We start from the raw sequence: 14,988 nt of genomic DNA on the forward strand, positions 1-14,988 counted from the left end.
ACCCCAACATCATCTTTGCTATGCAGCAACCTCAATATCCCATCCAGGGAAAACCAATACCGCAGGGTGACACTTCAGTGCTTTTGCTATTATTTTTGCACGTTCTATCCCTAAATTGATTTTGTCATGCTCGATGGCAGAGATTGTCGATTGCGGAATGCCGGTAAGTTCTGCTAATTCGTTCTGACTGAATCCCTGAAGCTCGCGAATAATTTTTACGGATTCACCTACGGTGACATCACATGTTTTTTTGGCTAGTTGGTATTCAGTCATTTTTTTCTCCGGTAATCGTGGGGCGATACTTGCTCAACTTGCACATAAACTTCATTGGCGATGATTTTATAAATGACTCGATATTGCTGGTTTAACCGTGAAGACCGGTAGCCATCCCATTCGCCTTTTAACGCTTCATCAGAAGAACCCTCAATCAGCGATAACCCTTATTGGCAGGAAATTATTACAATATCTTTCCACTTTTCATAGATCGCATATTAATCAAAAACAATGATCAATTGTTTCCACTTTGTATAAGCGCTGAGAGAGTGAAGCATTAGGATCCGGGGTATAAGAGGCCGGCGGGTAATCACTCAGCAGATTTTTGCTGCTACGAATTTCGATTTCGGACTGGGTGTTTTGCGCATTACCGGTATCTTTGATCGTCATGATCCAGTTTCCATTGCCGTGGGTTATCGGTTTGTTGATGTTCCCTGAAGACTTAGGATCATGAATCTCAGTAATGTAGTAGGTCTTGGCAGCTTCATCGTGCATTTGCGGGTATCCGTCTACTTGGAAAGATTCATGGTAGATAAAATAGGTATTGATATCACGCCAGGTATGACGATGCCATTTCGGTAAAGGAAATCCTTCCTCGCTTTTTAGACATTCCGCAATTTCAAGATAATTTTTGTCACTGCTGCGGCTATAAATCACTTTCTGACCTAATAGTTCTTCTCGTGTGGGCGTTGTCATGCAAGCGGATAGCAGGAGTGCACAAAGCAGAAACAGGATCGATTTTCTTGGGGGATAGCGCATAAGATGGAAGTATTCTTATTCAGATCTACATTATTCAAATAACTGAGAATTCTAATTTCGAAAGACAAATTGCATGGTATCAGATGCTATTGTGTATTGCACATGGGTGGAGGAGGATTAGATAGTGCAGGCCGATCCTCTGAATGAACCAGTATCTGCAAATTTTCTGTTTTATTTAAGAAAGAAATCGTTGTAATTTCAGTGCTCTCCATGTTTTACTAGTGTCTTGCAGGACCAGATAATCTCAATGTGTAACGTAAAAACTGCCAGCTAACACTAATAGCCCAAAATTTCAGATTGTTATGCGAATTTCTTTGCTTTTCTATAAGGATAATTTATTGAGCACACCTTTGTTTATAGTAAACTCTCGTTTCACTTGTTAGAATCAACATTTTTCAAAAATAGATCAGATTACATTATTAACTTAGGATTGTTCATGAATACCGAAGATTTTCGCCCAGAAAAAGAAATCAAAATATTTTACCCACCCCAGCGCGTTCTGATGGGACCGGGGCCATCGGATACCCATCCGCGCGTGCTGAATGCCATGGCACGCCCGACCTTAGGTCACTTGGATCCTGTTTTCACCGAAATGATGGAAGAGATTAAGGGGCTGATGCGCTATGCCTTCCAAACCAAAAACCGGATGACTTTTCCGGTTTCCGGACCGGGATCTGTCGGTATGGAAATGTGCTTTGTTAACATGATCGAACCCGGTGATAAAGTGATCGTGTGTCGCAATGGGGTTTTCGGCGGCCGTATGATTGAGAACGTTGAGCGTCATGGTGGTGTTGCGGTCGTTGTGGAGGATAAATGGGGTGAACCGGTTGATCCGCAGAAAGTGGAAGATGCGCTGAAAAAGAACCCCGATGCCAAGATTGTTGCGTTTTGTCATGCGGAGACTTCAACAGGCGCCTCATCGGATGCCAAAACCTTGTGTGAAATTGCGCGCAAGTATAATTGCCTGACGATTGTGGATACCGTCACTTCGCTGGGTGGCACGCCGATTAAAGTCGATGAGTGGGGAATTGATGCGATCTACTCAGGTAGCCAAAAATGTTTATCCTGCCCGCCAGGATTGTCACCAGTTAGTTTCTCCGAGCGCGTAACCGAACTGGTTAAGAATCGTAAGACGAAAGTACATAGCTGGTTTATGGATATCGGCTTGTTGTTGAATTACTGGGGATCATCAACCCGTACGTATCACCATACCGCGCCAACCAATGCGCTGTATGCACTACATGAGTCATTGTTGATGCTGGCTGAAGAAGGATTGGAACATTCCTGGGCACGGCATCGGTATAATTATGAAGCATTAAAAGCTGGATTTGCCACATTGGGCATGAGTTATGTGGTTGCGGAGCAACATCGCTTGCCGCAACTGAATTCCGTTTTTGTACCGGCTGGCGTGGATGAAAAAGAAGTCCGCCGCCGCTTGTTGGATGACTATAGTCTTGAAATTGGCGCCGGTTTGGGTGATTTTGCAGGAAAAGTATGGCGTTTCGGCTTGATGGGTACTTCCAGCCGCGTAGAAAACGTGATTTTTTGCTTAAATGCACTGGAAAGTATTCTATTCGACATGGGTATGAAAGTGGAACGCGGTGCTGCGGCGTCAGCGGCGCATCAGAAGTATGCAGAAAAACCTATGTTTTAAGATTTGCTCAGAATTGCTGGCATCTTAGCCGCTCCATGCCACTTTCTTGTCGTGTACGATGAGAAAGTGGCGTATGTCTTTTGTTGACACTTATAACGGATAATCCGCTCACTATGGTTTTGGGTTCTCCTCTATCTACTGTCGCAGCGCCGCTGGTATCTTTTTTTATCTCTTTTTTCTCAATTTTATGGCTGATCAGGAGAAAAGCTGACTGGGTACTGGACCACCCGAATTCACGTTCGCTACATTCTGTACCGGTGTCCCGTATTGGAGGCTTAGGCTTGTTATCCGGGGTAATCACTACCTGGTTATGTTTTTCGGTTGTCATGCCCAATACGGTTTGGATAGGTATAGGCCTGCTGGTGGTTATATCATTGATTGACGATATTTGGCACGCGCCGGTATGGTGCCGGTTGCTGATACAGAGTATCGTTGCCGCTGGATTTTCTATGGCCTTATTGTTGGAACCTTATGGTTGGATGATGGTATTGTGTAGCGCAGTTGCAGTTGTCTGGATATCTAATCTTTATAACTTTATGGATGGCTCGGATGGCTTGGCAGGTGGAATGACCGTGATTGGGTTTGGTTACTATGGCTTAATTGCATATTTGGCAGGGAATAACGATTTTGCTGTCATCAATTTTTCAGTAGCTGCCGCCGCAGGCGCATTTTTGCACCATAATTTTTATCCGGCGCGCATTTTCCTAGGGGACGTGGGCGCTATTCCACTTGGGTTCCTGGCTGCTGCATTGGGAATGCTCGGATGGATGGATAATTTGTGGTCATTGTGGGTACCGCTGCTGATATTCTCACCTTTCATCGCTGATTCGACAGTCACGCTGATAAAGCGCCTATTGCGCGGGGAAAAAATCTGGCAGGCGCATCGCGAACATTATTATCAGCGCTTGGTGCAAAACGGTTTTGGTCATCGTAATACGGCGTTATCAGCCTATGCTTTGATGCTTGCGGTAGGTGCAAGCGCGGTATGGGCAAGTGGACAAAGCCCAGCGGTGCAAAGTTGGATTGCAATGCTATGGGGAGGTTTTTATTTGCTATTAATGTTTATTTCTGACCGGAATCAGAAATATTATTCCAATCGGGGATAGTATGTTTCGCAGAAAATACGGAATACGCACCTTCATTGCTTTCACGCATGATTTTGTTGCAATTGCCGTAGCGTGGTGGCTTGCTTATCTATTTCGTTTTAATTTTGAGATTCCTGCTCCTTCATTACAGCTCTTGCTGGAAATTCTGCCGTGGACTGTGCTTGTTCAGGGCAGTTTCTTTTTGTGGCTGGGACTTTACCGGGGGTTATGGCGCTATGCCAGTTTACCGGATTTAAAGAGAATCTTTGTCGCGGTGATGAGCGGTACTGTGACTGTATTACTGATCTTGTGGCCATTGGGTTTGCTGGTCAATATCCCAATAGCGGTCATTCTGTTGGCGCCATTATTATTGCTGCTGATCATGGGCGGCAGCCGTTTGACCTATCGTGCATGGAAAGAGCGCCGCCTGTATGGTCTGGAGAGTAATGAAGCGAAGCTGGTATTGATACTCGGCGCCGGCAGCACTGCGGTGAGTCTAGTTAAGGATTTGACGAGAAGCCGTGACTGGCACGTTGTTGGAATGCTGGATGATGATCCAAGAAAATTGGGTACGCGGCTGCAAGGCATTCGTGTGCTCGGCACAATCAATGAATTGCCGCAATGGGTGCAGAAACTGAATGTCGGTCATGTGATTATTGCCATTCCATCGGTTTCTCGTCGAATACACCGCCAAGCTTTGGAGATGTGCTCGGAAATCGGGGTGAAAGCGATGACGGTGCCGTCTTACGCAGATCTGATCAGTGGTAAAACAACCGTATCACAGATTCGTGAGATAGAGCTCGATGATTTGCTGGGTAGAGCGCCTGTAGTTCTGGATAATGACGGGTTGCATGATTTATTGACAGGAAAGGTTATCCTGGTCACAGGAGCGGGTGGTTCGATTGGTTCAGAATTATGTAGGCAGCTCGCTGCATTTGAACCCAATCACATTGTTTTTCTTGAACTGAACGAATTTGCACTCTACAGCATACAAGAGGAATTCTTATCACGTTTTCCTGATATGGCTATGTCGTTTGTCATCGGTGATATCAAAGACCATGCACGCATGACGCAATTGTTCACGCAGTTCCAGCCTTCCGTGGTTTTTCATGCGGCCGCTTACAAACATGTTCCGCTCATGGAACAAGAAAATGCGTATCAAGCTTTGCTGAATAATGTCCTGGGTACGTATGTACTGGCTCAGGTAGCGATAAGTTTTGGCGTGGAAAAATTTGTTCTGATTTCAACCGACAAAGCAGTCAATCCTGTGAGTGTTATGGGAGCCAGTAAGCGGTTGGCTGAGATGGTATGTCAAGCTTTGCAGCAATCCATTACAAAGAATGCAAAACCTGACCAGAATAATCAATCGAATCAAACCTGCTTTGTAATGGTGCGTTTTGGCAATGTGTTGGGCAGTACCGGCAGTGTTATCCCAAAATTTCGCGAACAGATCGCCAGAGGGGGCCCTATCACGATCACGCATCCGGAAATGACACGTTATTTCATGTCTATCCCGGAAGCGGCGCAACTGGTTTTACAAGCCGGTCTGATGGGAGGGACAAAAGGCGGTGGAGAAATATTTGTGTTGGATATGGGCGATCCGGTAAAAATTGTTGATCTGGCCAACGATTTAATTCATTTGTCGGGATTGGGTGAGGATGATATTCGAATTGTTTTCAGTGGATTGCGGCCTGGTGAAAAGTTGCATGAAGAATTATTGGCAGCCAGTGAAAATACTTTTCCGACACTGCATCAAAAATTACGTATTGCGCAGGCACGCCAGGTTGATGAGCAGTGGCTATCCGAGTTGATAGCCTGGTTAGGTAAAATTACTGTCTTAAGTGATCAGGAAGTCCGGGATCAATTGGCAAAGTGGGTGCCAGAATATACCACGAAGGAAACGGAGCATTAACTAACTGATTGGCTTTCAGTTTCATCGTGGTTCCAAGAGAACTCACGCTAATTGCTTACTGCTTGTTTTTATTGCTTTGTCTGGGAATTGTTTGGTCCTTTCAAACTTTCTGTGGTACATCCATTTTCCAGAACAACAATTCGATCAACCTTTTTCAATTGGGGAATATATTGATTGAAAATCAGAGTCGTGCGATTTTGCATTAGTTTTTCCAAGGCTAACAGTAGATTTCCAGAATTAGATTCTTCATGTACGATAAATATTTCATCTAGAATCAGGATGGGGGTGTTTTTAACTAACGCGCGTGCAATAGCGAGCTGTCGAAATTGTTGTTGATTGATGGTTGTACCTCCTTTGCCAATCTGCGTCTGTAAACCATCAGGCATGTGCCGGATAAATTCCATCGCGTGAGAAGCGTGTGCTGCAGTGGTAATTTTCGCTTCGTTGGCACAACGCATCGTGCCATACGCGATATTGCCAGCAATTTTTTCATCCAGCAAATAATCATCTTTCGTCACCATGGCGATATTGGCATGTAAGTTATTTAACTGGATCTCGGCGAGTGGATGATCATCCAGCAATATTCTTCCACTGGTTGGTTGTTGTAAGTGTAGTATCAGGTTAATGAGCGCATTTTTCTCTCCTGCGGTATAACCGGTAAAAACAGTTACTTCGCCTGGTTTTACGGTGAAGTTAATATGATTTAGAATGGGCGATGCTTGTGCATCACTACAGAAGCGCACTTGTTCAAAAACTAATTTCCCGCTGATATGTGGAATGCTAATGACCCCGGTATTTTGTTCGGATGCTTGATCTAGGAATGAAAAGATGGTTTCTATGATCTTCTGATCATGCTCAAGTTGTTTAGGTATGCCAGCGATGCGCTGTATCGGCATGATGAGGAGCAATACAACGGAAATGAGTGCGCCGACTTCATGCAGATTCAATGCACCATTAATAACTTGCAGTGCGATCATGTAAATGACGGCTGTCAAAATCAACGCCGTAATGATTTGACTTGCAGGGATGGTTATTGCTCTGACTATTGCTTGTTGCATTTCTGCGTGATAAATAGTTTCTGAAATTTTTCCAAGACGCTGACTTTCATACATCTGTCCGCCATCTATTCTGATTTTTCTGTGGTGTGCAATGGACTGCAACAAGTGCTGAGTCAGGTTTTTAGAGGTCAGCAAGCTTCTCTGGTTAGGATTGTTCAAATGACTGCGCGTCATCTGAGTCACTAATAGGACGAACGAAGTGACCAGAAGTAATAGCAAAGAGAACTCTTGATTGAGATAAAGCGTGCAAATAATTAACCCTATAATTGTCAGGCTATCTTGCGTAATGACGGTGATATAACGAGATGTAGATTGAGATATCTGGTTGATATTGGATATCAGCGCGTCAATTTCATTATTTTTATTGAGATGACTGTAGTGATTGACCGGTAGTGTTAGCAGTTTGTTAAAAAAATCCAGGCGTAAATCAATACCTAATTTTCTAGTGGCTTTGTTGACAGTAAAGATACTGATATAACCTGCGACTCCACGGATTATAAATAATGCAATAATCGTCAGCGCTGCTGTTTGCATCAATGATTGATCTTTATCGATAAAGGTGCTTTCAAGTATTTGTTTAATTAGTATGGGCAGAAAGGCTAAAGTTGCTGCCATGACCATCATGGCGAATAATGCCGGCAAGAGTGACTTCCAGTGAGGGGCGAGTCTTCTGAGTAAGCGGAGGCAAAGGTGTGCGCGGATCATAATGCGTAATTCTACCTGAACATTCAGCTGCTATTGCATCGTGCAATTATCCGGAACGTGAAACAGATATAATACAATTATCATTCTTATAGTGAATTAATCCGGGTGAAAGTGATTCGTTCATAGCTTGTGAACAAAGGGATTTTATTTATGCCAACACCAAATACGCCATATACAACAAAAGATCTTTTAAAATCCGCACCTCCGAGGCGCAAAGGTATTGTACTAGCGGGTGGTTCCGGTACGCGTCTCTATCCAGTTACTCAGACTGTGTCAAAACAGTTGCTGCCTGTGTTTGATAAGCCCATGATTTATTACCCGCTCAGCACATTAATGCTGGCGGGAATCCGGGATATTCTAATCATTTCAACACCGCGTGATATTGGGAATTACGCAGAGCTTTTATGTAATGGTCATCAGTGGGGATTGAATATTTCGTATGCCGAGCAACCATCCCCCGATGGTCTTGCGCAAGCATTTATCATCGGTGAACCGTTTATTGGTAACGATTGTTCAGCGCTTGTATTGGGCGATAACATTTTTTATGGACACGACTTTCATCATTTGCTGACTAACGCAATGGAACGTACGCAAGGGGCGAGTGTGTTTGCTTATCATGTACATGACCCGGAACGTTATGGCGTGGTTGAGTTTGATGCGAAGGGTAGTGTGATTAATCTGGAAGAAAAACCAAAACATCCGAAATCCCATTATGCAGTGACCGGTTTATATTTTTATGATCAGCAGGTGGTCGATTACGCGAAAAGCCTGAAGCCATCGGTACGCAATGAACTGGAAATCACCGATTTGAATCGTATTTATCTGGAGCGATCTGCATTGCATGTCGAAATTATGGGGCGCGGCTATGCATGGTTGGATACTGGGACGCATGAATCACTGCTGGATGCGAGTCAGTTTGTCGCCACCATTGAACATCGGCAGGGACTGAAAATTGCCTGCCCGGAAGAAATAGCCTTTAGGCAAGGATGGATCGACGCAGTGCAACTGGAGAAACTGGCAATGCCGTTGGCCAAGAATGGCTATGGACAGTATTTGCTGCAAGTGCTAAAACATGAATTTTGATTGAGACCGATAGATGAAATCCACCCGGCTAGCTATTCCAGAAGTTCTGTTATTTGAACCACGTGTTTTTGGCGATGAACGCGGGGTTTTTTTTGAAAGTTATAATCAGCGTGAATTTGAGTTAGCAGTCGGAAGAAAAATAAACTTTGTACAAAGTAATCATTCACGTTCCATTCAACATGTTTTGCGCGGTTTGCATTACCAGATCAAACAGGCTCAGGGAAAGCTGGTGCGTGTGGTGGTGGGGGAAGTATTTGATGTGGCAGTGGATATCCGCCGGTCATCCCCAACTTTTGGAAAATGGGTGGGAGGGATACTTAGCGCAGAGAACAAACATCAGCTATGGATTCCGGCAGGTTTTGCCCATGGATTTATAGTCCTTTCTGATTATGCTGAATTTCTGTACAACACAACCGATTATTGGGCACCTGAGCATGAGCGCTGCATTGTGTGGAATGATGCAACCTTGGCGATAGATTGGCCACTTACCGGTAAGCTGATTCTGTCTGAAAAGGATGCTCTTGGAGTTACATTCAATGCTGCCGAAGTTTATGATTAGCTGTTGAGCAATGGCCAAGCAGAAAACGATCTATTCGTGTACTGAATGTGGCGGACAAACCTTAAAATGGCAAGGCCAGTGCCCGCATTGCCAGTCTTGGAATACCCTAATAGAAACCATTGCAGAGAAATCTGTGTCGCGGTTCAGTCCAGTATCAGAAGTCGGTCAGGTGCAAAATTTAAGTACTATCGAAGCGCGTGAAGAACCGCGTTATCCGACAGGCGTGGATGAGCTGGATCGGGTCCTTGGCGGTGGTTTGGTGCAAGGCGGTGTGGTGCTATTGGGCGGGGACCCTGGTATTGGTAAGTCGACGTTATTACTGCAAGCACTCTCGCACTTGTCGAGTCATCACGCTGTATTGTATGTAAGCGGTGAAGAATCAGCGCATCAAGTGGCATTACGTGCCAAGCGTTTAGCGCTGAATGTGGAAACAGTCAATTTATTTGCAGAAATCCAACTGGAGAAAATCCAGTCTGTTCTGATTGAACGGAAACCGGCTGTAGCCGTGATCGATTCTATCCAGACGATCTATTCGGAGGTATTACAGTCCGCGCCGGGATCTGTTGCGCAAGTGCGCGAGTGTGCAGCGCAATTAACACGCCTGGCGAAGGCAAGCGGAATTTGCATTATTTTGGTCGGTCATGTGACCAAGGAAGGCGCGCTGGCTGGTCCTCGTGTGCTGGAACATATGGTGGATACGGTGTTGTATTTTGAAGGCGATATGCATTCCAGTTTTCGCATGATCCGCGCTTTCAAGAATCGTTTCGGCGCGGTTAATGAATTGGGTGTGTTTTCTATGAGCGAGAAAGGCCTGCGTGAGGTCAAGAATCCTTCGGCGCTGTTTCTTTCGCATCATGACACGCAAGTGCCGGGATCGTGCATCATGGTCACACAAGAAGGCACGCGTCCGCTGTTAGTGGAAATACAGGCACTGGTTGACGAAGCGCGCTCGCCCAATCCGCGCCGGTTATGCGTCGGTTTGGAACAAAACCGCTTAGCCATGCTGCTCGCGGTATTGCACCGCCACGCGGGGATTCCCTGTTTCGATCAGGACGTGTTCGTCAATGCCGTCGGCGGCGTAAAAATTACCGAACCGGGCGCTGATCTTGCGATTTTACTGGCGGTAGTCTCGTCGTTGAAGAATAAACCGCTGGCGGAAAAAATGATCGTCATCGGTGAGGTCGGCCTGGTTGGCGAAATACGCCCGGTGCAACGCGGACAGGAAAGATTGAAAGAAGCGGCGAAACTGGGTTTTAAACAAGCCATCATTCCGCTAGCCAATAAGCCCAAACAAGCCATTCCCGGTATGGACATCATTGCCGTAGCGCGGATCAGGGATGCTGTTGCGCATATGCATTAGGAAAACATTGAAGCAGTTGATTCCATTTATGATTCTACAAGCTCATCCCGAACGTAATCAAGGGCTGATTTAATGGAAATGCGCCGGCAGATCTGGATACTTGCGGGGATAACGGTTTTGGTCGTTGCTGCTGCAATGATCCTGACACCCGTTTCGCAGCCTGCCGAATACCACCAGTTCGCCGATCAGCGCGTTTTTTTCGGTATTCCCAATTTTAATGATGTCATTTCCAACCTGGCTTTTTTTCTCAGCGGCGGCGCTGGGCTGGTTTTTCTGGCGCGGGTTTATCGGACACCTGCACAAACCACATTTCATGACCTCAAAGAATGCTTACCGTACAGTGTGTTATTTTTCAGTGTGACCGCAGCCGCACTCGGATCGATGGTCTATCATTGGGCACCAGATGTTGATCATTTGATGTGGGACCGGTTGCCCATTGTCATCGGTATTGCCGCTTTGCTGTCCGCAACGCTGGTTGACCGCACAAGCCCGGCTGCCGGCTTGTGGGCATTACCCCTGCTTATCGTTTCGGCCGTATTCAGCGTGTTGCATTGGTATTGGACTGAGTTGCAGGGCGCAGGTAACCTGAATTTTTATATTGTGATGCAGTTTTATTCGATTTTGCTGATTGTCTGGATTAGTCTGCGTTTTCCATCGCGTTACACGCGAGGCAACGATGTTTATCAAGTGATCGCCCTGTATGCGATTGCGAAACTGGCTGAAATGCTGGATGGGCAAATATTTGTTTGGACTGATGGTTGGATCAGCGGCCATACGCTAAAGCATCTGATTGCGGCGTATGCGGCTTATCGGATAGTGCAGATATTGCGAAAACGGAGCTTTGTAGGGTGTCAATAAGAGAAGTGCATTGCACCGGAATTTTCATTCGGCGCAATAAAAATTGCGCTCTACTTTGTTTCTAGTTGCCCACTGACTATGTTTTGCCGCATCAGGATCTTAGCAGTGATAATGGCTGGATCATTCTCATATCCGCGTTTCGCTAGATCTGTAACTTTTTGTTTGATATCCTCGGGCGACCAAAAAAACCAATTATTGTCTAACATGAGCGCTCGGATTGAGTCACTCCGGTTTTGGTAAATCTTGCCAGCAGCGAGACCAAGAGTGATCTTTGTATTAGCATATGCCATACCGCAAGCAACGAGATCCGAAAGCAATCTGGAGAGCACGATTGAACGATAATTCTCGGACGTAAATAACTTGTATCTTCCCTTTGGCACTTCGTGTTTTTCCTGAAGCTGTTCGAGATTAACGCCGGATGAATCAAGAAAAGATTTTGCCTCGAGGGCAAGCACTTCATTAGTGGGAAATTTAAATGCAAGAAGATCAATCTCTGGTCTGGGAATAGAATGTTTACCAATTCGACGTTTCTCCTCTTTCGTCAAATTGACCTTGAACGACCTGCGCACCCAATAACCTTCAGCTTCAAGCAGAGTAGAAATGATATTTTCGAAATGATCCATTAGTAGTTAGTTAACAAGACCAGTACGAAATTTATTGGTGTGATGTTGATGAAACGCTTTGCTCCGAGGTACTCGGAACAAAGCAGTTTTACGGCGTGTTACTTAGGACGAGCCGATTGGTAACCGGCTTTGGGGTTGCTATTGGTGCGGAAAGAATTGCCACGATTTTCCTGATCAAATGGACGGCCACGGCGATTGTTTCCGTTATCGTTATTACTATTGCCTTTGAATTCGTGCGGCGCACTAAAGTTTTGACGGCCATTTTGTGCCAGCGGTGTGCGTTTACGTTTCTGGGCCACGCTAGGCGCGCCGTTGAAACCACTGCTCTGAGGGCGTTGTTTGATACGGGGCTCCAGGCCGGGAATAATATGCGAAGCAATGCGTTGCCCGGTATAGCGTTCAATTTTTGTCAGATGCGCGCTATCTCTGTTGGATGCAAAGGAGACTGCAACACCTGCAGCGCCTGCACGGCCAGTACGGCCAATGCGGTGGACGTAGTCTTCCGCAAATTTAGGCAAGTCAAAATTGATCACATGCGTAATATCAGCGATATCAATACCCCTGGCGGCCACATCCGTTGCCACCAGAACACGTAATCCGCCACTGCGAAGTTTGGTGAGTGTGCGGGTACGTTCGCGTTGATTCATGTCGCCATGTAATGCAGCCGCAGCGTAACCTTGCGCATACAGGTTATCGGCTAAGGTATCCGCATCACGCTTGGTTGCTGTGAAAACGATGGCTTGCTTGAGGGCTTCGTCACGTAATACATGATTTAATAAACGATTCTTGTGCGACATATCGTCTACATAATGTAATCGTTGCTCAATATTATCGAGCCTTGCTTTCTGAGAAGCTACTTGAATTCGTTTGGGAGATTTTAAAAGTTTCGCTGCAACCTTATCAATCGCGCCATCCAAAGTAGCAGAAAACAATAGGGTTTGTCGCGTGGCCGGTGTGGCGGCTGCAATCGTTTCAACATCATCGATAAAACCCATATCCAGCATGCGATCTGCTTCATCCAATACGAGCATTTCTAATCGTTTGAAATCAATCCGGCCACGTTGTATATGGTCAATGAGCCTTCCCGGCGTGGCGACTAAAATATCGACAGGTTGTGATAACAGTTTGTTTTGCAATGGATAAGGCATTCCACCCAGTATGCTGACGACTTTTGTGCGTGGGAGGTATTTGCCGTATTTCAGGGCTGCTTCGGAGACTTGGAGTGCAAGTTCGCGCGTCGGGGTCAGTACTAAAACGCGTGGACCACGGCCAGGTGTTTTTGCGGGTGTGGCCAGGAGATGCAGTGCTGGCAACATGAAGGCGGCTGTTTTTCCGGTTCCTGTTTGTGCAGATGCCATGATGTCGTGGCCTGCTAGTAATTCAGGTATGGCCTGTTTCTGAATCGGCGTAGGGGTTGTGTACCCTGCGTCTTGGATTGCTTTAATAATAGAGGGATTTAAGTTTAGATCTTCAAAAGACACGTTGTTTTCCTAAAAAGTGAGAATTGGACGCACGAGCTAGGAAAACGCCATAAATGGTGCATAGCCTTGCTAGCGCATTAATAAAGCATCGCCGCTAACCAAGATTGCTGCACATTTTCCGGAGAAACTTGAAAAATTGAAGGGAGGCCAGGAACGATGAAACCAGATAAACTTGAAAGGACTATACAAAATCAGTCCAAATCAACCTTAGCCAATCAGTATACTTGACTATGTAATTACTTGCAATTTATTTGCGCTATTCCACAATTGACATGCAAGGACTCCTCATTCCACACAGAGAAATTGAGACATGAACATGCATCGAGCCGAATACAGGAATTACTGGATGATGGCTTTGACGAACTTTCTTTTACCTACTTGAATTACGACCGATTCTCTTCGCATTATTTTGGTCGATTTGTCTTCTACTTTTTCACCATTTATTTTAACGGCGCCCTGATCAATCATGCGGAGCGCTTCGCTGGTACTGGCAGTTAATCCTGTCAGTTTTAATATTTGCACCAAAGGCATCGCATCATTTTGTGTCTGAATTATTTTTTCCGGTATTTCATCAGGTAATGCGCCATGTTTAAAGCGTGCCTCAAAGTCGGCGAGTGCTTCCGCCGCATCATGTTGGCTATGAAAGCGCGCGACAATTTCCTGTGCGAGCTTTACCTTAATATCCCGTGGATTGCATCCTTCCTGTACTTCTTCACGCCATTTTTTGATGGTTTGCAAAGATTCAAAAGATAACAATTCGAGGTAACGCCACATGAGCTGATCCGATACGGACATCAGTTTGCCAAAAATTTCTTTCGGGCTTTCGGTGATACCCACATAATTATTCAAAGACTTGGACATTTTATTGACGCCATCCAATCCTTCCAGCAACGGCATGGTGAGTATGCATTGTTGCGACTGTCCGAAATGCTTTTGCAGTTCGCGTCCCATCAGTAGATTGAATTTCTGATCAGTACCGCCCAATTCAAGATCAGCCCTCAGTGCAACGGAATCATAGCCCTGGATTAAGGGGTAAAGAAATTCATGAATAGCGATTGCCTGATTGTTGCGGTAGCGTTTGTCAAAATCATCCCGTTCCAGCATACGTGCGACCGTATGTGTGGCAGCTAATTTGATGAGATCGGCCGCATTCAGTTTATCCATCCAGGATGAATTAAATACCACTTCCGTATACTCGGGTTTTAATATTTTAAAAACCTGGGTGGTATAGGATTTGGCGTTTTCCGCGACTTGTTCGCGGGTCAATGGCGGACGGGTAGTGTTTTTCCCGCTTGGATCACCAATCATGCCCGTGAAATCACCAATCAGAAACAGAATGTGGTGTCCCATATCCTGTAGCTGGCGCAGTTTGTTGAGTAAGACAGTATGACCCAGATGCAAATCTGGAGCGGTTGGATCAAAACCAGCCTTGATGCGTAGGGGATTCCCAGAAATAAGCTTACTTTCCAGCTCTGTTTCAACTAATAGTTCGTGGCTTCCGCGTTTTATAATTTCAAGCTGGGATTTTATTGATTTATTCACGATGGACGTAAGTTAAGGATTTTTATTGATATTTTA

General features: G+C 45.4%; 14 protein-coding genes. 7 read left to right on the top strand and 7 right to left on the bottom strand.

The features are described 5' to 3' along the window. Positions 1 to 18: 18 nt before the first annotated feature. Positions 19 to 273, bottom strand: coding sequence for a helix-turn-helix transcriptional regulator (locus QZ942_RS12755; RefSeq protein ID WP_292996185.1), 255 nt, complete (start codon positions 271 to 273; stop codon positions 19 to 21). Between the two features lie 222 nt (positions 274 to 495). Beyond that, complete coding sequence (locus QZ942_RS12760; protein WP_292996187.1) at positions 496 to 969, bottom strand: hypothetical protein; 474 nt, start codon at positions 967 to 969, stop codon at positions 496 to 498. A 499-nt stretch (positions 970 to 1,468) separates the two neighbouring features. On the opposite strand from QZ942_RS12760, the gene QZ942_RS12765 reads away from it, so the two are divergent. Continuing rightward, entirely contained in the window at positions 1,469 to 2,686 is a 1,218-nt protein-coding gene (locus tag QZ942_RS12765) for an alanine--glyoxylate aminotransferase family protein (RefSeq protein ID WP_292996189.1), read from the top strand. 7 nt (positions 2,687 to 2,693) lie between these two features. Here the strand turns inward: QZ942_RS12765 and QZ942_RS12770 are convergent, their stop codons facing one another. Further along, a complete protein-coding gene (locus QZ942_RS12770) occupies positions 2,694 to 3,014 on the bottom strand; it encodes a hypothetical protein (protein WP_292996191.1) in 321 nt (106 codons plus the stop codon). Here QZ942_RS12770 and QZ942_RS12775 point away from each other — a divergent pair. After that, positions 3,013 to 3,792 (top strand): glycosyltransferase family 4 protein, encoded by a 780-nt coding sequence (locus tag QZ942_RS12775; protein WP_292996193.1) that lies wholly within the window; start codon positions 3,013 to 3,015, stop codon positions 3,790 to 3,792. The genes QZ942_RS12770 and QZ942_RS12775 overlap by 2 nt on opposite strands. A 1-nt stretch (position 3,793) precedes the next feature. After that, the gene (locus tag QZ942_RS12780) at positions 3,794 to 5,683 is read left to right on the top strand and encodes a nucleoside-diphosphate sugar epimerase/dehydratase (RefSeq protein ID WP_292996195.1); all 1,890 of its coding nucleotides are present in this window, start codon (positions 3,794 to 3,796) and stop codon (positions 5,681 to 5,683) included. Positions 5,684 to 5,751: 68 nt separating this feature from the next. Here the strand turns inward: QZ942_RS12780 and QZ942_RS12785 are convergent, their stop codons facing one another. Next, on the bottom strand, positions 5,752 to 7,383 hold the full coding sequence (locus QZ942_RS12785; protein WP_292996197.1) for an ABC transporter transmembrane domain-containing protein: 1,632 nt from the start codon (positions 7,381 to 7,383) through the stop codon (positions 5,752 to 5,754). A gap of 213 nt (positions 7,384 to 7,596) precedes the next feature. Here QZ942_RS12785 and rfbA point away from each other — a divergent pair, with 213 nt between their 5' ends. The 4 genes from rfbA (at position 7,597) to QZ942_RS12805 (ending at position 11,306) form a co-directional block, all read left to right on the top strand. Beyond that, positions 7,597 to 8,529 carry a glucose-1-phosphate thymidylyltransferase RfbA gene (rfbA, locus tag QZ942_RS12790; RefSeq protein WP_292996199.1) on the top strand — a complete coding sequence of 311 codons (933 nt, stop codon included), beginning with the start codon at positions 7,597 to 7,599 and terminating at the stop codon, positions 8,527 to 8,529. 13 nt (positions 8,530 to 8,542) lie between these two features. Next, positions 8,543 to 9,088 (top strand): dTDP-4-dehydrorhamnose 3,5-epimerase, encoded by a 546-nt coding sequence (gene rfbC / locus QZ942_RS12795; protein ID WP_292996201.1) that lies wholly within the window; start codon positions 8,543 to 8,545, stop codon positions 9,086 to 9,088. A 10-nt stretch (positions 9,089 to 9,098) separates the two neighbouring features. Next, complete coding sequence (gene radA, locus QZ942_RS12800; RefSeq protein ID WP_292996203.1) at positions 9,099 to 10,448, top strand: DNA repair protein RadA; 1,350 nt, start codon at positions 9,099 to 9,101, stop codon at positions 10,446 to 10,448. Positions 10,449 to 10,520: 72 nt separating this feature from the next. Further along, positions 10,521 to 11,306 (top strand): alkaline phytoceramidase, encoded by a 786-nt coding sequence (locus QZ942_RS12805; protein WP_292996205.1) that lies wholly within the window; start codon positions 10,521 to 10,523, stop codon positions 11,304 to 11,306. A 50-nt stretch (positions 11,307 to 11,356) separates the two neighbouring features. On the opposite strand, the gene QZ942_RS12810 is transcribed toward QZ942_RS12805, so the two are convergent. The 3 genes from QZ942_RS12810 to tyrS form a co-directional block, all read right to left on the bottom strand. Further along, positions 11,357 to 11,929 carry a hypothetical protein gene (locus tag QZ942_RS12810; RefSeq protein ID WP_292996207.1) on the bottom strand — a complete coding sequence of 191 codons (573 nt, stop codon included), beginning with the start codon at positions 11,927 to 11,929 and terminating at the stop codon, positions 11,357 to 11,359. Between the two features lie 98 nt (positions 11,930 to 12,027). Continuing rightward, positions 12,028 to 13,410 carry a DEAD/DEAH box helicase gene (locus QZ942_RS12815; protein WP_292996209.1) on the bottom strand — a complete coding sequence of 461 codons (1,383 nt, stop codon included), beginning with the start codon at positions 13,408 to 13,410 and terminating at the stop codon, positions 12,028 to 12,030. A gap of 339 nt (positions 13,411 to 13,749) precedes the next feature. Continuing rightward, the gene (gene tyrS, locus QZ942_RS12820; protein WP_292996211.1) at positions 13,750 to 14,952 is read right to left on the bottom strand and encodes a tyrosine--tRNA ligase; all 1,203 of its coding nucleotides are present in this window, start codon (positions 14,950 to 14,952) and stop codon (positions 13,750 to 13,752) included. Positions 14,953 to 14,988 lie beyond the last annotated feature (36 nt).

Source organism: Nitrosomonas sp. (assembly GCF_021731985.1).
Taxonomy (GTDB): domain Bacteria; phylum Pseudomonadota; class Gammaproteobacteria; order Burkholderiales; family Nitrosomonadaceae; genus Nitrosomonas.

Coding starts and splice junctions, on each gene's coding strand:
- QZ942_RS12755 (WP_292996185.1), bottom strand. CDS start 273: ATGACTGAATACCAACTAGCCAAAAAAACATGTGATGTCACCGTAGGT.
- QZ942_RS12760 (WP_292996187.1), bottom strand. CDS start 969: ATGACAACGCCCACACGAGAAGAACTATTAGGTCAGAAAGTGATTTAT.
- QZ942_RS12765 (WP_292996189.1), top strand. CDS start 1,469: ATGAATACCGAAGATTTTCGCCCAGAAAAAGAAATCAAAATATTTTAC.
- QZ942_RS12775 (WP_292996193.1), top strand. CDS start 3,013: ATGCCCAATACGGTTTGGATAGGTATAGGCCTGCTGGTGGTTATATCA.
- QZ942_RS12770 (WP_292996191.1), bottom strand. CDS start 3,014: ATGACAACCGAAAAACATAACCAGGTAGTGATTACCCCGGATAACAAG.
- QZ942_RS12780 (WP_292996195.1), top strand. CDS start 3,794: ATGTTTCGCAGAAAATACGGAATACGCACCTTCATTGCTTTCACGCAT.
- rfbA (WP_292996199.1), top strand. CDS start 7,597: ATGCCAACACCAAATACGCCATATACAACAAAAGATCTTTTAAAATCC.
- rfbC (WP_292996201.1), top strand. CDS start 8,543: ATGAAATCCACCCGGCTAGCTATTCCAGAAGTTCTGTTATTTGAACCA.
- radA (WP_292996203.1), top strand. CDS start 9,099: ATGGCCAAGCAGAAAACGATCTATTCGTGTACTGAATGTGGCGGACAA.
- QZ942_RS12805 (WP_292996205.1), top strand. CDS start 10,521: ATGGAAATGCGCCGGCAGATCTGGATACTTGCGGGGATAACGGTTTTG.
- QZ942_RS12810 (WP_292996207.1), bottom strand. CDS start 11,929: ATGGATCATTTCGAAAATATCATTTCTACTCTGCTTGAAGCTGAAGGT.